Raw genomic sequence first — 18,956 nt, 5'->3', positions numbered from 1 at the left:
TTACTTCACCTCCTCTGGTTTTTTTTCGTTTTCCTTCAAATCCAGCCCTTTCTTTTCATTCTTCATTTGGATTCTATGGAACAAACCATCCCACATTCTCTTGAACAATACACTGGTAGCTGTGAAGTAAATGATTACTGCAATAATGGTATCTGCAATTTCGGGAGGTACACTGGTCATGGCATTCATAAAACCCTTTCCCGACTGCAGAATTCCAAAGAACACCGAGCTGAACACGACCCCGATCGGATTGCTTGCCCCAAGCAAGGCGACGGCAATTCCATCAAACCCCTGTGAAGGCATAACGCCGATCTGCATGTTCCTCGAATACCCTGTGTAATAGGTCAGACCTGCAAGACCTGCAAGGCCTCCCGCGATCATCATGGAAATAATTACGTTCCGGTTTACCTTGATACCTGCATATTCTGCACAGAATCTATTCGAACCGACTGCTTTCAATTCAAAGCCAAGGGTTGTTTTGTCAAGGATAAACTTAATGATAAGTACCGATACGATTGCCACCAATAACCCTAGGTTCATGTAGGAACCGTTGAATAGCTTGGTTAGCCAAGGGGCTCTCAATGACTGTGAAATTGCAATACTGGCAGACTCTGTTTCCAAAGAAGGTCCTTTGAGATAAGCAGGTACAAAGTAATAAATAGACCAATAGGCAATCCAGTTCATCATGATGGTTGCAACAACCTCATGCACGTTGAATTTTGCCTTGAGAAACCCTGGGATAACGCCCCACAGAGCCCCCCCGAGCAAGGCTGACAGTATAAGAACTGCCAAAAACAACGGCCTCGGAAGGAATACATGATGGGCAACCAGTGTCGCACACAGACCCCCTATTAGCATTTGTCCTGCAGCCCCAATGTTGAACAACCCGGTCTTGAAAGCAAAGGCAACAGAAAGGCCCACAAGCATCAGCGTTGTCGAGGTGGCAAGGGTATTGCCAATCCTCTCGATATTCATCAAAGCGCCTTTGCTCAGGTACAAAAACCCTTCAAAGGGATTACTTCCGATAGAAGCCATTAATATGGCACCTGCAATCAAGCCAAGCACCACGGCACTGATGGCAACAAGGAAGGCGTTGCTCTTCAATTCTCTGGTTTTTCGTTCTTTCATTGGGCACCTTCCTTATGCTTGACGCCAGCCATCATCAAGCCAACTTCTTGTTCATCGGTTTCGCTGGTTTTTACAATATCGATAAGTTCTCCGGAGTTCATAACCGCTATCCGATCGGAAAGATTGAAAATCTCATCCAGTTCAAAAGAAACGAGCAAGACAGCATGGCCTTTATCCCGATGGGCAACCAGTTGCGAATGGATATATTCAATTGCCCCGACATCGAGCCCTCGAGTGGGCTGCACAGCGATAAGAAGCTCAGGGTCGGAAACAACTTCCCTTCCTACAATCAGCTTCTGCTGGTTCCCTCCCGATAATTTGCCAGCCAAGGAATGGATCCCTTCTCCGCTACGGACATCAAACTGAGTAATGACCTTTTGTGCATATTGCTGCAGATATTCTTCCTTGAGAATCCCGTTCTTACTGAATGGGGCCTTGTAAAATTCCTTGATCGCAACATTATCACTAAGCGTCTCGGTCATGACAAGTCCACGTTTCTGGCGATCCTCGGGAATATGCCCGATACCGATTTCATTCCGCTTCCGAATCTGGGCATTGGTAATATCATTCCCATCGAGGCTAATGGTACCACTTTCAACCCCACGCAACCCGGTGATAGCTTCAATCAACTCAGTCTGGCCATTGCCATCGACACCGGCAATACCAACAATTTCTCCGGCTTTGACACACAGGTTGAAGCTTTTTACGCCGAGTACTTTTTTATTGTTCATGACATTCAGGTCATGGATATCCAAAATGACCCTTCCCACTTGGGCTGGCTTCTTATCTACCTTAAAACTTACCGGGCGCCCCACCATCATCGAAGCCATCTTCGCCTGGGAGGTGGTTTTCACATCGACGACCCCGATTACCTTGCCTCGACGGATTATCGTACAACGGTCGGCTACCGCTTTGATCTCATTGAGTTTATGGGTAATAAGAATGACAGATTTTCCCTCTGAGATAAGATTGCGCATGATTTGCATCAAGTCATCTATCTCCTGGGGGGTAAGTACTGCGGTAGGTTCGTCAAAAATCAAAATATCGGCATCGCGGTAGAGCATTTTCAAAATCTCTACGCGCTGTTGCATTCCTACGGTTATATTTTCGATAATCATATCGGGGTCTATATTCAGACCGTACTTTTCAGACAGGGTTTTGATTTTCTTGGAGGCTGTTTTCCGATCCAAGAAAAAATGTCCTTCCCTTCCTAGGATAATATTTTCCGTGACAGTAAAATTATGGACAAGCTGGAAGTGCTGGTGAACCATTCCGATGCCAAGGTTGCTTGCATCGTTTGGGCTATTGATAGAGACTTGTTTTCCCCTGACTTTGATATGACCCTCGTCAGCATGGTACAATCCAAACAAAATACTCATCAACGTAGATTTTCCGGCACCGTTCTCGCCTAGTATTGCGTGAATTTCCCCTTGCTCCACTTGCAAGGTAATATCGTCATTTGCAACGATCCCTGGAAACTCCTTGCGAATGTTCAGCATTTCAATAACATGACTCATCGGTAGACTCCCTATGAGGACACGCCAAGCGTGTTATTTGGATTTTATAAATGAAAGTACACAAAGGCCACCGTTGTTTGGTGGCCCTTGCTACTTAAAAAAACGTTTCCTTGGGCTTATTTGTACAGTCCATCAGCAGAAGCTGCAACTACAATCTCGCCACTCTTCATCATTGCATACACCTTGGCAACTTCGTCAGAAACTGTTTTGGAGAGGTTCGGATTCTCTACAGGGATTCCGATACCGTCGTTGGTTGCATTGAGGCGGAGGACCTGTCCACCAGGGAAGGTACCGTTCAATTCGTTGGTAATCATATCATAGGAAGCACGATCAAGATACTTCATGGCAGAAGTCAGGATGATAGATTTCCCATTGGGCATCACGCCTTCGCTGTATTGGTCTACATCAACACCGATGACCCATACTTTCTGTCCAGCTGCTGCTCTGTTCTTTGCTTCGTTGATAACGCCTACGCCAACTCCACCAGCGGCTGCGAAAATTACGTCAACACCCTTGTCGTACATGGAAGCAGCAATCTGCTGTCCAGCACTGATGTTATCGAATGAACCCTGATAGAGATCGTTTTCCTGCTTGAGAACAATCTTGGTACCATGGGTTGCGTTGGCATACTTGATGCCCTGCTGGAAGCCCCAGTTGAATTTCTGTACAGCGGGGATTTCCATTCCGCCAACAAAACCAAACTCTGCGTCTTTCATCTGCAAAGCTGCTGCAACCCCGGCGAGGAATCCTGATTCCTGTTCTGCCCAGTATACTGCAACAACATTCTTTTCAATGCGGAAAGTCTGGTAATCTGCGGTATGGGGTTCGCCGTCAAGGATGACAAACTTTACTTTGGGATATTTGTCCTGAGCTTCATACAGGGAAGTCTCGAACTTGAATCCGGGGCAAATAATCAAATTATAGCCGGCATCGACAAGGTTTCCGATTTCTTTCAGGTAATCGGCTTCGGTGGTCCCTGAAGGTTTGAGGTATTTGGTCGTAAGGCCATAGTCAGCAGCAGCGCGAACAATACCTTCCCAAGTTCCCTGGTTGAAGGATTTGTCATCTATCGTTCCACTATCAGTAACCATACCAACCCGAAGGTTGCTTTTTGCAGGACCTGCTTCTGAAGTTCCCTGGGCAAATGCCATAGAACTGAGCATGAGTAAGGCACAAAGCACAACAGTCAATTTCTTCATTACGTTCTCTCCTATTTTGTGATGAACACAAAGAGTCTTTATACCGTATATTCTACATTCTGCCATTCTCATTGTCAAACAAAGAAATCTTTTTCAAATTCCTCAAAATTAAGCTTCAAATTGTGGATATACAGACAGTTAGACTGATTGAAATTTCAAAACAGAAATAGCATGGATCCCTCGCAATAAAGAATTACATCAAAAGAATACAAACTATGGGAAAATTTATTATACAAAACACCTACCCCTGTAGTATAGAAAAGAAATCGCTTACAGTGATTGCCCCACCCTAGGGAAGAACTTGTTCCTTTTCGATGCAGGCAAGAATGAAAGGCCCGACTCCCTTAAAATCATCTTCTACGACTTTTTCCCTTATATAGTAATGAAAAGAACCGTCGCGGTACGGGTTGCCCCCAAGCCCGGCTACAGAACAGATTCCACCCAAGTGCAATTGACCTTCACTGTCTTGCCGCAGATATTTTTCCTCGATGCAGCGCATCGCTTTATTTGCCTGAAAAAGGCATCTCGATCGCAACTCAGGCTCAGTCACAATGCCGACACGTACTGCTTTATAGAGCGTATAGGAAAACATACTTGAACAGGAAGTTTCAAGATAATTCCCTTCCATAGAGCCCATATCCAAAACCTGGAACCACATGCCACTTGTATCCTGCATCCGGAGAAACGCCGGAATCAAGGTTTTCACAATGCCACACAGCGCTTCCCTGTCGCCATGGTCGGCAGGAATGTAATCGAGAGTGTCGATGACAGCCATGCAGAACCAACCCATGGCTCTTCCCCAGAAATGGGGAGAAAGACCTGTATCCTTGTCAGCCCAGCGTTGCCCCCTGGATTCATCATAGGCATGGTAAAGCAAGCCTGATTCACTATCCCTCAGGGTGTTATATACTACAAGGATCTGCCCCGCAATATCATCAAAGCCTTCCGGTTCATTGAATTCCTTACAATACTGGGCATAAAAGGGTCCTTGCATATACACCCCATCCAACCAAATCTGCCAGGGATAGATTTCCTTGTGCCAATACACCCCACTTAGGGTCCTTGGTTGGTTGTCCAGCTGTTCTTTTAAGGTTTTTGCAGCCAGGAAGAACCTTTTTTCTCCGGATCTTCGATAAAAAGTAAAAAGGTTCCTGCCGGCATTGATCTGGTCAAGATTGTACTCGCCTTGCCGGTAGGTAGCTATTTCTCCATTTTCTCCGATAAGGGGGTCATACAATCCATAGGCCCAGTCATACATACCCTTATCACCGGATAGATCCCCAGCCAGAAGGCAGCCAAGTATGACAAGACCGTGTTCATAGTGCCATCTCATCATACCTTTGTGATATCGGGAAACGACACTTCTGGCCATCAAGAGAGAGAGGGGTTCAGAAAACTTCATGATCGTTCCTTCCTGTAACAAATAAGAAAACCTCAGTGGCCTTCTCTTTCAAGAAGGCCGCTGAAAACAAAATCTACCAGCTAATTCAAAAGATTGTTTTCCTTAGCAAACGCAACACCCTTGTCATTCCAATCCTGTCCGCCAAGCTTCTTGAATTCTTCAATCCACTTCGTCCAGTTGCTAGGGGTAAGCACTCTCTTACCGGTAATAAACTCACTGAGTCCCTGCTCATAGAACCTCTTGAGGTCTGCATTGGGAATCGGCAGGGTATCGGAACCAATGGCAGGCGTCCATTTCCGGCTTTGCATGTCTCTCAATACCGTAAGGGCAGACATTTCTTTTTTGCTGACCTCGGTCATATATTTAGGATAACGTGCGTACAGCTCAATATCACCATTGTAGAAGACCATGTTCCGTAGCTGAGTAACTGTCTGGCCACCTGGGGCAGAGAATGCAAGATTGGCATCAGGAAGACCGGTGGCAACTGGGATTCCGTTGGCATCCTTGGTATAGTTCACCCCTTCAACACCCCAACCCAGAAGGAAATAACCTTCATCGGAAGCCATCCATTCAAGCAACTGGGCAATCTTATCCGCTTTCCCTTCCTTGGCCGCTTTTGCACTTATTGCATAGATACGGAAGTTTGCCGTGTAGGGTCCGATGGAAGATTTTCCTTGCGGTCCCTTCGGCGGATCAATTACAACCCACTGGCCGTTCGGGAAATTCTTATCAAACGGGGCATAGTTCGACTGGGCTGCAAAAGCTGCATTCTGTTCACGCATGATGCCGAATCTTCCCTGTTTCCAGGCAGCACGGAAATCATCTTTCTTGTAAGCAAGCCAGTTCGGGTCAATAACCCCGGTATCAACCATTTCCTTCAGATAAACCATTGCATCATAGAATTCAGGCTTCAAAATATTCAGGCCTGCACTCGAAAGGGTCATATCCCAAGTACCATCGACACCAAAGGCACCAAAGAGGGGTTCGAGCCTTCTGCCGGGCCAAGCTTCGAAATTGTTGATTTCCTGGAATGCTCCATAGCCCCAGGTATCATTTTTCCCATTCCCGTCCGGATCATTGAATGTGAAGGCCTTGAGGACCGTCATCAGCTCGTCCAGAGTCGTAGGGACAGCAAGCCCAAGGTTATCCAGCCAGTCTTTCCGGATCAACAAACCTTCATTCCTGGCAATTGAACCGGGATCGGAAAGCCCATAGCTTTTCCCATTGAAGCGAGCCATAGCCTTGCTGACAGAATCATAGTGATTCTCCGTCCTGACCGGCATTTTTGCATACAGGTCATCGACCGGGGCTACCAACCCCTGACCTACCAGACGAACAAGCACATCACGCCTTACCATGAACAAATCAGGTAAGTTGTTGGCAGCAGCGGCAGCCTGGATTTTTACATCCTGGTCGCTTTCATTGGAAGGAAGGGCTGTAAGCTTCAAATCGATATTCAGTTTATCCCTGATGAGGGAAAAACCAACCCAGTCGGACGGAGGCGGCCCAGCCTCTGTAATTGCAGCACCATACCACAATTCAACGGTCATAGGAGCGGATGCTTTTGCTGTATCTGTCGTTCCTTGTGCTACCACAGGAACTACTGCCAGTGAAAATAAAGCAACCAAAGCAACCAGGTAAAGCATGTTTTTCTTCATAATCAATCCTCCTTACTATGCATCACAATACTTATCAGTTTTGAAAAACCAGTAGTATCGATTTTAGATTTCACGACATCAACCCTTCACACTTCCAAGCAAGGTACCCTTTGTGAAGTATTTCTGAATGAACGGATAGGCAATAACCATAGGGATTGCACTAAGGAACACCGAGGCCGCCTTGATAGCCGCAATCGGGGCATCGCCAAAGGCATTCACCTCAACATATTCATTCATTCCACTAGCCATAAGAATGTTTCTAAGCAAGATAGGTAACGGCTGTAAGTCGTTGCTGTTCAGGTACAGCATGGCATGGAAGAAATCATTCCAGAAAGAAACCCCATAGAACAGACCGATAGTCATGATGATTGCCTTTGAAAGCGGGAGGATAACCCTCAGGAGAACCTGGATCTCGGTAGCCCCATCGATACGAGCCGATTCTTTCAATTCATTGGGAATCCCCTCAAAGAACGAGCGCATTATCAAGCAGTTATAGGTACTGATGGCACCGGGAATGAAAACAGCGGCAAGGTGGTCGATGAGCCCTATCCTGGTAACTAGAAGATAGGAGGGAATGATGCCTACATTGAAAACATACGGAATGACAATAAGGATATTGAAAAATTTCCTTCCAGGCAGAGTATGGATCGAGAGCACATAGGCAAGGGGGGTTGTAAGCAACAAGGAACATGCAACGCCGCCAACCAAAATCAAGAGACTATTTTTAAAAGCAAGCAGAAAACCCCTGTTGCCCAATAAAGCCTTATAGGCAGAAGTCGACCATTTCCAGGGAAGCAGGAACATTCCTTCCAAATTATTTCCAATATAGTCGTTCGGCCTAAACGAAAGGGTTACGGTACTCCAAAGGGGTATGGCAATTACGAATAACAGAACTGTTAAAAATACATTCACTATGATATTGAAGGACTTGTCTGCCGCTGTAGGCCTGAGTGCAACGGTCTTTGCTACGGGTTTCAGGATTCCCCGGTTTATTTTCTGCTCGGTACTATACATGTTTTTCCCCTTAATATAGCGAAGAGCCGCCAAAACGCCTGACTAATCGATTTGAACCGAGAATCAGAAACATACCGATTACACCTTTGAACAACCCTACGGCTGTAGCAAGGCCAAACTGGAATTCCAATAAACCCTGACGGTATACCCACGTGTCGATAATATCGGCAACAGAGAGGACCGGAGTGGAATAGAGCATAAAAATCTGGTTGAAGCCTGCGTCAAGCACCGTTCCGAGCCGAAGCAGGAGGACAATGACTATGACCGGCCTGATAGAAGGGAGGGTTATATAGCGAACCCTTTGCCAGGAATTTGCACCCTCAACCAAGGCTGCTTCGAACAACGAAGGATCGATCCCCATAAGTGCGGCTATAAAAATGATTGCGGTCCAGCCCATTTCCTTCCAAGCATCACTGAAAATGACAATCCAGGGAAAGGCATTGGTATTCGTCAAGAAATCTATGGGTTTCCCCCCGAACAGTTTAATGACATCGTTTATGATTCCATCCCCCGGGGCAAGGAGGGCCAAAAGAATCCCATACATAATTACCCAGGATAGAAAGTGAGGCAGATAGGCAAGCGTCTGTACGATTTTCCTTAGATGCGGGCGGGAACATTCATAAAGGGTTATGGCAAGCACAATGGCCAAAGGAAGGCTGAAAACCAATTTTCCCAAGCTGTACATCAAAGTATTGCGCAACAATTCCCAAAAGTAATAGGAGTGGATGAAGGTAAAAAAATTATCCAGGCCAATCCATCTGCTTCCCAGTATCCCATCAAGGGCCATATAATCTTTAAAGGCAATCTGTCCGTTAAAAATTGGCACATACCTGAATAAAATATAATAGGAAAGAGGGATTATAAGGATTGCATACACCGATTTATGGCGTTTAATCTCCCTGATTTTTCTATTATCTCTCTTTTTTACTTGTTCAACACCCATATAAAAAACCATCCTCGCCTATTCATAAGAATACGGCAAGGAATGGGAACAATGCAGAGAGACTATTGTACTTTTCCGACTTTTTAGACGACCAACCTTTATTTTTTGGTTCGAATAGACCCCGGTGGATACCCTTTGATTTTCTTAAACACCCTACAAAAATAAGCTTGGTCCTGGAACCCGGTCTGGCTTGCTACCTCATTGATGGAAAGGCCTGTCTGCCTAAGCAATTTAGTAGCAAGATACATCCGGTGACGATTGAGATAATCCCAGGGGGAGAGACCTATTTCCTTTCGGAATATTCTTGTCAGATAATCTTCACTCACATGTACAGCCTCGGCAAGCTGCCAACGAGAAATCTGTGAGGTTGCATGGTTGGACAAGTAAACCACTGCCCGTTTGACAAGGATCCCGGTCAAAGGGGGAAGCAGTTCACTGCCACAAAGCAGGCCCATCAGGCGGGAGTGAAATTCATTGCTGTCGACAATACTCGTATTGGCGATCAGGATATTCGGAATCAAACAGAGTCTCTCCACCTCTGCCTCACCCCAGGTTTCCCGCACCAGGACAATTGGCACAGAGGAAGCTATTGTACCCTTCCGTATTGCCTCGATGTCTTCATAGTCGCTGTTAGTTGAAATCATGAGTGCAGGGGGTCTCTGGGCAGCCAATTCCTTGAATTGTGCAAAGGAGGAAACATGAACAAGCAATTCAGGGAAAACTAGGGAGGAAAGAGCTTGGGGCAGTTCCCCAAAAACATAGATAGTCCCCCCTTCACTCATCAGGCCCAGGGATTCAAGGGCATCGGCAATATTGGAAAACCCGTCAGGACACCCCAAACACACAAAAGGAAGGTTTACCGCTGTGGGGTTTCTCCTCAGCACATGCAAGGCAAGCTGTAGTTCAAGGTCTCCTTTTCTGGCATCCCAGGCTATCAGTTGTATAGAAGGGGGGATTATTCCTTTCCTTCCAATATCCGAGGCCCTGAATGTATCCACAGGGCCAAGGTTCCCAAATCCGCCAGGAAGTTGTTTTCCCTCAGTTTCCGATATGAAAAAAGAAACCGAAGGAACCTGCACGGGCAAGGAAATCAGCTTTCCCCCCAAAGTCGGCCAGGGAAGAGAAATCGTTACCTGGTTGCCTTTGCAGGAGAAAAGCCCCCCGCTCATCACAAGGATTCGCTCCACCAGGGAAAACCCCGGATCCTGCCTATAGAGATCTGACTTCCAACCAGGAAAATCGGATTGCAGGGTAACATGCAAGCCATCCGCCCCCACATCAGAGGTAACGATACAATGATATCCTTCAGACAGGATCCTATTGCGGATGATAGAAAACACTTGCAGCAACCGTTTTTTATCGCCAAACACCGCAGGCAAGTCAAGGTTTCCCTTATATTGCGCATTCCCTTCAGACAAGAAATCCTGTAGCAAGGAACTGCAGTTGAGAATTTGGAAATCCAAACCCAAGGCCCCTGTCTGCGAAAGGGTGAGATCTAGGAGATGATTTACCGTGGAAACTTGATTCTCAACGGCCTGAAATGTTTCCTCAACGTCAATATCTGAGATGTTTTTCGCTTTTAGGCTATCAAACAAATGTAAAATGGAATCCAGGGGATTGCGCAACCCTTCACTTACATTTACGAAGAACTCAGTCCTTGATCGCTGGGCACATTCGGCCAGCTCCCTTGCCTTGTTTGCTGCCTCAATTAGAAAGGTTCCCTTGATTGTACTGCTCAAGGCGGTACGGAGATCTTCCAGGAGGCTGCCATCAAAACTTTCCGTTTTTGCAACCAGATAGCCCAAGGATTGATTCTCCATAAACAAAGGCTCTACAACATAGACCCCCTGGCCAAGCCCCTTAAAAAGATGTGGGGGGAGCAACAGGTCTTTTTCAAAAAGCTCTTCCTCCTGAAAAATCCGATTGCTATCATACCCCCCAACGAAATTGCTCGTTTCCTCATCAACGTACATGACAAGATATCCTTGGGGCAACCCTAGCAGGGGCAGGTGTTTTTCAAGGATGGCAGAAATAGAATGCAGGCTTCGGACACAGAGCAGATCATATTCAAGCGAGTTGAGTTTCTTTTTCTGGAGGGAAAGGGCATAGGCATGTTCTGTTGAAACCAAATCCTGTTGCCTTAGAAAAACATCACGCACAGGCCCACTGAGCTCCTGACGAAAACCAAGAGTTGCAAAAAACTGCTCATACCAAAAAAGAGCCTCAGACAACCGGTTCGAATCTCCCCCTGCATCAAGGAATGCATAACAAAGGTTTTCAAGTTTTGCTTTTATTTCATCCAAAACCGGTTTTTCCTTTCCCGTATATGCTGCTGCCAACGCAAAAAGGGGAATGATTTCACGTTGCATTGTCTTTTCGGTAATCTCGAATTCGTTAGCCAGCCACTCGAGAAAAGCTTGTTCCGAAACGAAGATGTTCCTTGCTTTTTCGATTCCACCAAGAGAATCTTCACAGCCGCAAGAGCGCCTGATAATACATTCGGCAGGAAGAAGCAGATCGGGGCCACTGAGAGTATCTTTGTCAAGCATATCCTCCACCAGTGACCAGGAAAGCAAAGCCATTTGTTTGACTGGCATTTTTGCTGTAGTGCAGGGAATTTTCAACAGATGGCTTTCGCTACTGTCGTTGAAACCGAGAATACGCAGTTCAGAGGGAATCTGTATGCCACGTTTCTCCAAAATCTTTCCTGCATCGAACATCATCAGATCGCTTGCACAGGCTAACGTATCGAAATCTTTCCCGGGGACCAAACCCCTTTTGGTTACGAGCTGGTCCAAAGCTTTGGAACCCTCAGTCCATCCGAAAGGATCAGAGACCAGACAAGGATCAAAAGGAAGATTGAAGGCCTTCAATACATCAAGATAGGCCTGATAACGGTCATTGGAAGACTGATGGTTTTCAGGGCCCCTGATAAAAGCAATCCTAGAGGCCTTATGGGCGATAATGCAGTGGGACAATTCAGAGTGGACACCTGCGTAGGCATCAAAGGATATATCAGGAATCCCTTCTTGTTTCATGCCGATAGTCACACAGGGCAACGAACCGAATCTCTTATGGAAAGCCTTTACCTCTTCGATGCTGACTGATCCCCCAAGTGAGGACCCCCAGCTTATCAGGCCATCGATATTCTTTGGGTTCGCAAGGTTGAAAAGAGTATTTTTCAAGTATTCAAAATCCTGTGGACATTCAAGTCTCCCTCCAGGAAAAACAAAAAGGGAATCGCCAGATCGCTGGGCAACGGCAGCGACATCTGCCCAAAACCCATTGGAAGCCCCTGTATGTATGGAAGCAAGTACCAGCCCTATTTTTCTCATATCTTTGGAAGACAAGAAAAACCTCCTTACCAAGTAGCAAAAGGGATAAACAACTATAGCACAGCCTATCTCAGCTTGACAGCATAACCGACGTGACGTTATCATTGGAACAATGTTTCAATTTCAATCAATGGAAAAAAAACTAAGGCATTTTAATGGCAATCTTGAGCGTGCAATGCCAATACTTACCCCCACCGGGGTTATTCTTGGATTGTTGCTAGGAGCCAAGGTGTCGTGGATGAAACCCTCGGTTACCTATTTGTTCGCCTTCCTTACCTTCTGTGGGGCTTTGGGTATAAACTCCTCTGATTTCTTCAAGGTCCTGAAAAAACCGAAACCCATATTCGCATTCCTGCTTGGAACAAACCTGATCATGCCAATCATAGCCTGGTCGGTTGCAAATGTTGCTTTCCCGACAAACACTGCCATAATCACGGGCTACATACTTCTCATGGCCACGCCAACTGCGGTTTCGGGTTATATCTGGAGTTCAATCTACCAGGGTAATGGAGCGCTTTCTTTGACCCTGATTTTGGTTTCCACGGCCCTCACCCCTTTGCTTACCCCGTTTACAGTCCGTCTGTTGGCGCAGACCTCCGTTGAGATCAACACGATGGGAATGATTCTGTCGCTCTTTAAAATGGTTGTTCTCCCCTCCCTTTTCGGGATTCTGATCAACAATATGACAAAAGGAAAGGTGAACGAGCATATAACCCCAAGTCTCAAACCTTTTTCCAAGCTTTCTTTGATTCTGGTCATCATAATCAACACTTCCCAGGTTTCTCAACAACTCATCGCCAGTGCCTCATGGGCCTACCTTCCGATAGCACTTCTTTGTGCAATCATTGCAGCCTCAGGCTTTCCCATTGCCTTTGTGATCGGAAAGTGGGCAAAATTACCAGAGGAAGACAATGTCAGCGTAACCTTTGCAATCGCGCTGCGAAACATCAGCGCAGCCCTTGTCCTTGCAATCGACTATTTCCCGCCTGAAACTTCACTACCTGTAATATTTGGGATTGTTTTCCAACAATCGATCTGCGCCGTCATGGGACATTTCTTCTTCGGAAAGAAACCTCATCGGTAACAATTTGCTTTTAATGATAGGAGGAAGCTATCGTGAAACCCATATCTGAAGCAAAAGAACCCGTACAACGAGCGGAACGGATTTTGCAATACGGGGAAGGCAACTTCCTGAGAGCCTTTGCTGACTGGCAGGTCGATATTCTCAACGAGAAAACTGATTTCAACGGAAATATTGTCATAGTCCAGCCACTGGAACGAGGCCTTGGAAATCTTATCAATACCCAAAAAGGCCTTTACACTACAATTTTAAGAGGTGTCCAGAACGGAAAGAATATCGAAGAATACCGAACGATCACCAGTGTGAGCCTATGCCTCAACCCATTCAACGAAGAGAAATGCAAGCAATACATAGCACTGGATGGAGATATAGAGAGAAAAAAGCACGGAGGCTCGCAACGGGGATACTCAGTGAGTCTTCTTGGTGGGGACAGGATTTGACAAGGATTAAAGGACTAACAGATACCGTTAACCAATATCTGGTCCAAATTTGGACCAGAGGAATCAGAGAATCTCTCAAAGCATTGGAGGAAGATGCAAATGGAACGATTTAAACTATTACAGATTACCCCGGAAGACAGTGTTGCAGTTGCAATCGAGCCTTTGGCAAAGGGACAGACCCTTGAAATTTCAGGAAAAACAATTACCTGCCAGCAAGATATCCCTTCGGGGCATAAAATTGCCCTACGTCCAATTGCAAAGGGTGAAAAGGTAATCAAATACGGCTACCCAATCGGGGAGGCAAAAGAAGATATCGGACAAGGTTTCCATGTCCATGCAAGCAACCTCCATACGCTCCTTGCCGAGACCTGCGAATATTCCTATAACGAGGAAGTTGCGAAACAGTTCATGGCAAAGGCAGAGGTGAATCGCAGGAAATGGGAAGGCAAAATACCCACGATCCAGGCGTTTGAGCGCGCAGACGGGGCAATAGGCATACGTAATGAACTGTGGATTGTCCCTACCGTAGGATGCGTAAATAAAGTTGCCGAAAACCTGATTGAATGGGCAAAGCAAGGACTTTCCGGCTATAACTATGATGGTATCCACGTCTGGTCCCATCCCTATGGATGTTCGCAGCTGGGCGACGACCATGAGGCTACACGTGTTATCCTGTCCGATTTGGTCCATCATCCGAATGCAGGGGGAGTGCTTGTGCTTTCCCTCGGGTGTGAGAACAATACGCCGGAGTCATTCAAGGCTCTTGTCGGCCCGACCGATCCAAATCGGGTGAAATACCTCATTTGCCAGGAAGTCGAGGATGAATTGGAATCCGGCAAAAAGCTCTTACAAGAATTGGCAGGTACGATTTCCAGGGATAAAAGGGTTCCTGTTCCCATGAGCAAATTGATTGTCGGCTTCAAATGCGGTGGATCTGACGGTTTCAGCGGGATTACGGCAAATCCTTTGGTTGGTCGTTTCTGTGATGAACTCACTGCAATGGGAGGTACTTCAATCCTCACAGAGGTTCCCGAGATGTTCGGAGCCGAGCAACTTCTGATGAACCGTGCGGTTACCAAAGAGGTCTTTGACCAAACAGTCACCTTGATAAACGATTTCAAAAATTATTTTGTAAAGCACAACCAAGTCGTCTATGAGAACCCCTCACCAGGCAACAAGGCCGGCGGGATAAGCACCTTGGAAGACAAAAGCCTAGGATGCATCCAGAAGGGGGGGCAGGCACCGGTTGAAGCAATCCTGAACTACGGTGACAGGGTAACCCATTCCGGGCTAAACCTACTTTCAGGGCCGGGTAATGATATTGTATCCACCACTGCATTGACGGCCTGTGGAGCCCATATCATCATCTTTACCACCGGACGCGGTACGCCACTTGGCGCCCCGGTCCCAACGTTGAAAGTAGCTTCAAACAGCGCTTTGGCTGAGAAGAAAGCAAACTGGATCGATTTTGACGCCGGTCGTCTGCTTAAGGAAGACAATGAGACAGTCCTCTCCGATTTGCTGGCAATGATTGCTGATGTTGCCTCGGGAACCTATCGAACCAAGAACGAACAAAACGGATATGCCGAAATTTCGCTATTCAAGGATGGGGTCATCCTATAAGAAAACGATTTCAAATATAGAAACTAGGAGTTACTGATATGAAAAAATTTATGGATGAGAATTTTCTTCTGCAGACAAAGACTGCCGAAAAGCTGTTTCACGAATATGCCAAAGACCAACCGATTTTTGACTACCATTGCCATTTGATCCCTCAGGAAATTGCACAGGACAAGCGTTTTTCAACCATTACCGAGGCCTGGCTTGGGGGTGACCACTATAAATGGAGGGCTATGCGTTCCAATGGGGTACCTGAATCGTTGATCACCGGGCAAGGTGCCGATCCTTTCGATAAATTCTATGCCTGGGCTTCCACCATGGAAAACAGTTTCGGGAATCCGCTTTACCATTGGACCCATCTTGAGCTCCAGCGTTACTTCGGTATCGATGAGGTCCTGAACACAAACAGCGCGCGAGCAATCTATGACGAAACCAATAGGAAACTGAAAGATGACCCCACGCTTTCCGTCAGGGGTATCATGAAGAAAATGCATGTTTACGCTGTAGGGACAACCGACGACCCTGCTGACGACCTGCATTATCACATGGATATTGCACAGCAGAAGGATTTCCCCGCTTCGGTAATCCCTTCCTATCGTCCCGATAAAGCCCTGAATATCGAAAAAGATACGTTCATCCCCTATATCGAAGGCTTGGCAACTTCAGCATCACAAAAAATCGAGTGTGTAGGCGATGTGGTCAAAGCCTTGGTCTCCCGGCTGGATTTCTTTATATCCCTGGGGTGCAAGGCTTCTGACCATGCGTTGGTCACAGCTCCGGCTATCTTTAAAAGCGAGCAGGAAGTCAATGCAATCTTTGTAAAGAAGATGGAAGGGAAAAACCTCTCTGCAGGGGAAATCGAAGCCTATAAAACCTTTGTGATGACAGAGCTTGCCCGCGCCTATGCAAAAAGGAACATCGTTATGCAGTTGCATTTTGCAGCCATCCGTGACAATAACGGTTTGATGTTTCAAAAACTTGGACCCGATACCGGCTTTGATGCATCCCATGACAAAGAACTGGCAGAAGGTCTCTCCGCTTTTTTGAACAATCTTTCGGTAACAAACGAAGTTCCTAAAACAGTGCTCTATTCTTTGAATCCCAAAGACTACTACACGCTTGGGTCCTTGATGGGATGTTACCAGGGAGGGATCCCGGGTAAGATGCAACTGGGTTCTGCGTGGTGGTTCTGTGACCACAAGGATGGCATGGAACAACAGATGAAAACCCTTGGCAATCTTGGCCTGCTTCCCCGTTTTATAGGGATGCTCACCGATAGCCGGTCCTTCCTTTCCTACCCGAGGCATGAATACTTCAGGAGAATCCTTTGTAATATTCTGGGAACCTGGGCAGAAGACGGGGAAATTCCAAACGACCTTGACATGTTAGGGTCCGTGGTAAAGAATATCTCATTCAATAATGCAAAGGCATACTTCGAGGATTAATATATGGAAAAGAAGGAATCTGAGGAAACAAAGGAAAAGCAACAGACCAGCGGAGTCGTCAGGACAATCGCTATTTTGGAAACGCTTTCCCACAACCAAAGCATCAATTTGGAGTCACTCGCCAAGGAAACCCGGTTGCCGAAAGCCACGTTACTCAGGTTCCTGTCGACCCTTGTGTCGTTAGGCTATGTATATAGAGACCCTGCAGATCTCTATAGCCTGACGCTTAAAATGTTCTCAACGGGTTCCCATGGGCTGGAGCATATTGATTTGATCAATGTTGCCCAGCCTGTTGCCCAGAAGCTCTGCACCCAACTAGGGGAAACGGTACACATGGGGGTACTCGAGGAAACCCAGGCGGTCTATGTACTGAAAAAGGAATCCTCGTTTACTATCAGGATGTATTCGAGGGTAGGAAAAAGCATTCCACTCTATTGCACCGCTATCGGGAAGGTCTTGCTGTCTGATATGAGTAAAAGCGAGATTGACTCCTATCTTTCAAAAGTTCCCCTTAAGCCGTTTACCCCAAACACTATTAAAAATCCCGAAGAACTTAAAAAAGAACTGGAGGACATAAGGAACAACGGATGGGCTTCAGACAATGAGGAACATGAAATGGGAACGCTCTGCATTGGTGCCCCAATTCGGGACTATACGGGTAAAGTTGTAGCGGCAATGAGCGTTTCCTGGCCATTGTTCCGTTTCAACCATGAGGAAAAAGAATTGATAGTCAATGCCATATTGACTGAATGCAATAAGCTTTCAATGTTACTGGGGTGGCAAGCCTAGCCTCAGAACCCTCTTTTACGAAGAACGAAAAAGGGTAAAAAGGAGATGGCCATGGATACGATTCGTTGGGGAATGATTGGTTGTGGTTCAGTTACCGAAGTGAAAAGCGGCCCGGGGTTCCAGAAAGCCGAAGGCTCCTCCCTCGTTGCTGTCATGCGACGCAACGGTGCGCTTGCAGAGGATTATGCCCGTCGCCACAAGGTAAAACGCTGGTATGACGATGCAGATAAGCTCATCAACGACCCTGAAGTAGACGCCATCTATATTGCCACTCATCCAGATTCCCATAAAGACTATGTTATACGCGCTGCGAAAGCTGGCAAACCCATTTACTGCGAGAAACCTCTGGGAAGGACATTTGAAGATAGCCAGGCTATGGTCGAGTTCTGTAACGCCCGTACTATTTTGCTATTCAGTGCCTATTATCGACGGGCTTTGCCGAAATACCTGCACATAAAAAAGCTCCTTGAGGAAGGCAAACTGGGGGATATCCGTTTTGTAAACCTTCTTATGTACCAGACTATAAAAGAAGATGATAGAAACCCATCCTGGAGGGTTAACCCTGCTGTTTCCGGCGGGGGAAGGTTTTTGGATGTAGGGTCTCATTCGCTCGACCTGCTTGACTGGTATCTCGGGCCCATCGAAAAAGCGCAGGGACAGAGTGCAAACCAGGCTCAAGTCAACAAAGCCGAGGATATTGTCAGCGGGAGCTGGGTACATACAAATGGAGTCCACGGAACAGGAATCTGGTGTTTCAACGCATTCAAGGATGAGGATTCCATTACCATCTACGGGAGCAAAGGAAAGCTTTCTTTCTCAGTATTGGACATCGGCGCACCCATAACACTGACAACCGATGATAAAGTCGAGACACTTGCAGTTCCCACTCCACCAGAGCATGTTGCACAACCTATGATTCAGACTGTTGTAAATCAATTGTTGGGAAAAGAAATCTGTTTGAGCACAGGGGAGAGCGCAATGCGCACCGATTGGGTAATGAAACAGCTGCAAGGAAAATAAGGAGATTGCCATGTTTGTATCGCATAGAGATGAAATCACCAAAAAAGAACTTGAGGGAAAAGGTATCAGCCGGGTGACAAAGCAGGTGCTCATAGGCCCAGATCAGGGCTGGAAGGACTATGTGATGAGAATGTTCACCTTGGGAAAAGAGGGCTATGCCCCCCGGCATTCCCATCCCTGGCAACATATTCTCTATGCCGTAGAGGGAAAAGGGACCTTATTCATGGACGGAAAGGACTACCCGCTTACACCGGGGTCAACGGCCTATGTCCCTTCCGACATTGAACATCAGGTACTGAATGCGGGAACGGACAATTTTGTCTTTATCTGCATAGTCCCTGAATACGGTGACAAATAACCGAAAT

15 protein-coding genes are annotated in these 18,956 nt (G+C 46.5%); 7 read left to right on the top strand and 8 right to left on the bottom strand.

From position 1 onward, the window contains the following. From SPIGRAPES_RS09890 to SPIGRAPES_RS09855, 8 genes are all read right to left on the bottom strand, one after another. Complete coding sequence (locus SPIGRAPES_RS09890; protein WP_014270618.1) at positions 1-1,128, bottom strand: ABC transporter permease; 1,128 nt, start codon at positions 1,126-1,128, stop codon at positions 1-3. After that, entirely contained in the window at positions 1,125-2,645 is a 1,521-nt protein-coding gene (locus SPIGRAPES_RS09885) for an ABC transporter ATP-binding protein (RefSeq protein WP_014270617.1), read from the bottom strand. Before SPIGRAPES_RS09885 ends, SPIGRAPES_RS09890 begins: the two co-directional genes overlap by 4 nt. A 116-nt stretch (positions 2,646-2,761) precedes the next feature. After that, on the bottom strand, positions 2,762-3,844 hold the full coding sequence (locus tag SPIGRAPES_RS09880; RefSeq protein ID WP_014270616.1) for a BMP family lipoprotein: 1,083 nt from the start codon (positions 3,842-3,844) through the stop codon (positions 2,762-2,764). 289 nt (positions 3,845-4,133) lie between these two features. Then, positions 4,134-5,246, bottom strand: a complete 1,113-nt coding sequence (locus tag SPIGRAPES_RS09875) for a glycoside hydrolase family 88/105 protein (RefSeq protein ID WP_014270615.1) — start codon at positions 5,244-5,246, stop codon at positions 4,134-4,136. An 80-nt stretch (positions 5,247-5,326) separates the two neighbouring features. After that, positions 5,327-6,904, bottom strand: a complete 1,578-nt coding sequence (locus SPIGRAPES_RS09870; protein WP_014270614.1) for an extracellular solute-binding protein — start codon at positions 6,902-6,904, stop codon at positions 5,327-5,329. A 78-nt stretch (positions 6,905-6,982) separates the two neighbouring features. After that, the gene (locus SPIGRAPES_RS09865) at positions 6,983-7,918 is read right to left on the bottom strand and encodes a carbohydrate ABC transporter permease (protein ID WP_014270613.1); all 936 of its coding nucleotides are present in this window, start codon (positions 7,916-7,918) and stop codon (positions 6,983-6,985) included. A gap of 10 nt (positions 7,919-7,928) precedes the next feature. Continuing rightward, a complete protein-coding gene (locus SPIGRAPES_RS09860) occupies positions 7,929-8,861 on the bottom strand; it encodes an ABC transporter permease (RefSeq protein ID WP_014270612.1) in 933 nt (310 codons plus the stop codon). Positions 8,862-8,959: 98 nt separating this feature from the next. Beyond that, complete coding sequence (locus SPIGRAPES_RS09855; protein ID WP_014270611.1) at positions 8,960-12,211, bottom strand: helix-turn-helix domain-containing protein; 3,252 nt, start codon at positions 12,209-12,211, stop codon at positions 8,960-8,962. A 97-nt stretch (positions 12,212-12,308) separates the two neighbouring features. Here SPIGRAPES_RS09855 and SPIGRAPES_RS09850 point away from each other — a divergent pair, with 97 nt between their 5' ends. From SPIGRAPES_RS09850 to SPIGRAPES_RS09820, 7 genes are all read left to right on the top strand, one after another. Further along, entirely contained in the window at positions 12,309-13,280 is a 972-nt protein-coding gene (locus tag SPIGRAPES_RS09850; protein ID WP_081468786.1) for a bile acid:sodium symporter family protein, read from the top strand. A gap of 32 nt (positions 13,281-13,312) precedes the next feature. Continuing rightward, entirely contained in the window at positions 13,313-13,717 is a 405-nt protein-coding gene (locus tag SPIGRAPES_RS09845; protein WP_014270609.1) for a mannitol dehydrogenase family protein, read from the top strand. A 99-nt stretch (positions 13,718-13,816) separates the two neighbouring features. After that, positions 13,817-15,340 carry a UxaA family hydrolase gene (locus tag SPIGRAPES_RS09840; RefSeq protein WP_014270608.1) on the top strand — a complete coding sequence of 508 codons (1,524 nt, stop codon included), beginning with the start codon at positions 13,817-13,819 and terminating at the stop codon, positions 15,338-15,340. A gap of 38 nt (positions 15,341-15,378) precedes the next feature. After that, on the top strand, positions 15,379-16,782 hold the full coding sequence (gene uxaC / locus SPIGRAPES_RS09835; protein ID WP_014270607.1) for a glucuronate isomerase: 1,404 nt from the start codon (positions 15,379-15,381) through the stop codon (positions 16,780-16,782). A 3-nt stretch (positions 16,783-16,785) separates the two neighbouring features. Continuing rightward, entirely contained in the window at positions 16,786-17,571 is a 786-nt protein-coding gene (locus SPIGRAPES_RS09830) for an IclR family transcriptional regulator (protein ID WP_014270606.1), read from the top strand. Positions 17,572-17,622: 51 nt separating this feature from the next. Continuing rightward, a complete protein-coding gene (locus SPIGRAPES_RS09825; protein WP_014270605.1) occupies positions 17,623-18,591 on the top strand; it encodes a Gfo/Idh/MocA family protein in 969 nt (322 codons plus the stop codon). A 10-nt stretch (positions 18,592-18,601) separates the two neighbouring features. After that, positions 18,602-18,949: a cupin domain-containing protein gene (locus tag SPIGRAPES_RS09820; RefSeq protein ID WP_014270604.1), complete on the top strand. Its 348-nt coding sequence runs from the start codon at positions 18,602-18,604 to the stop codon at positions 18,947-18,949. Positions 18,950-18,956 lie beyond the last annotated feature (7 nt).

It is taken from the genome of Sphaerochaeta pleomorpha str. Grapes (assembly GCF_000236685.1).
Taxonomy (GTDB): Bacteria; Spirochaetota; Spirochaetia; order Sphaerochaetales; family Sphaerochaetaceae; genus Sphaerochaeta; species Sphaerochaeta pleomorpha.
This window is presented reverse-complemented; position numbering and strand designations above follow the sequence as displayed.

What these genes read in the sequence shown, in the direction of transcription:
- SPIGRAPES_RS09890 (WP_014270618.1), bottom strand. Translation starts at nt 1,128, where the DNA reads ATGAAAGAACGAAAAACCAGAGAATTGAAGAGCAACGCCTTCCTTGTT.
- SPIGRAPES_RS09885 (WP_014270617.1), bottom strand. Translation starts at nt 2,645, where the DNA reads ATGAGTCATGTTATTGAAATGCTGAACATTCGCAAGGAGTTTCCAGGG.
- SPIGRAPES_RS09880 (WP_014270616.1), bottom strand. Translation starts at nt 3,844, where the DNA reads ATGAAGAAATTGACTGTTGTGCTTTGTGCCTTACTCATGCTCAGTTCT.
- SPIGRAPES_RS09875 (WP_014270615.1), bottom strand. Translation starts at nt 5,246, where the DNA reads ATGAAGTTTTCTGAACCCCTCTCTCTCTTGATGGCCAGAAGTGTCGTT.
- SPIGRAPES_RS09870 (WP_014270614.1), bottom strand. Translation starts at nt 6,904, where the DNA reads ATGAAGAAAAACATGCTTTACCTGGTTGCTTTGGTTGCTTTATTTTCA.
- SPIGRAPES_RS09865 (WP_014270613.1), bottom strand. Translation starts at nt 7,918, where the DNA reads ATGTATAGTACCGAGCAGAAAATAAACCGGGGAATCCTGAAACCCGTA.
- SPIGRAPES_RS09860 (WP_014270612.1), bottom strand. Translation starts at nt 8,861, where the DNA reads ATGGGTGTTGAACAAGTAAAAAAGAGAGATAATAGAAAAATCAGGGAG.
- SPIGRAPES_RS09850 (WP_081468786.1), top strand. Translation starts at nt 12,309, where the DNA reads ATGTTTCAATTTCAATCAATGGAAAAAAAACTAAGGCATTTTAATGGC.
- SPIGRAPES_RS09840 (WP_014270608.1), top strand. Translation starts at nt 13,817, where the DNA reads ATGGAACGATTTAAACTATTACAGATTACCCCGGAAGACAGTGTTGCA.
- uxaC (WP_014270607.1), top strand. Translation starts at nt 15,379, where the DNA reads ATGAAAAAATTTATGGATGAGAATTTTCTTCTGCAGACAAAGACTGCC.
- SPIGRAPES_RS09830 (WP_014270606.1), top strand. Translation starts at nt 16,786, where the DNA reads ATGGAAAAGAAGGAATCTGAGGAAACAAAGGAAAAGCAACAGACCAGC.
- SPIGRAPES_RS09825 (WP_014270605.1), top strand. Translation starts at nt 17,623, where the DNA reads ATGGATACGATTCGTTGGGGAATGATTGGTTGTGGTTCAGTTACCGAA.
- SPIGRAPES_RS09820 (WP_014270604.1), top strand. Translation starts at nt 18,602, where the DNA reads ATGTTTGTATCGCATAGAGATGAAATCACCAAAAAAGAACTTGAGGGA.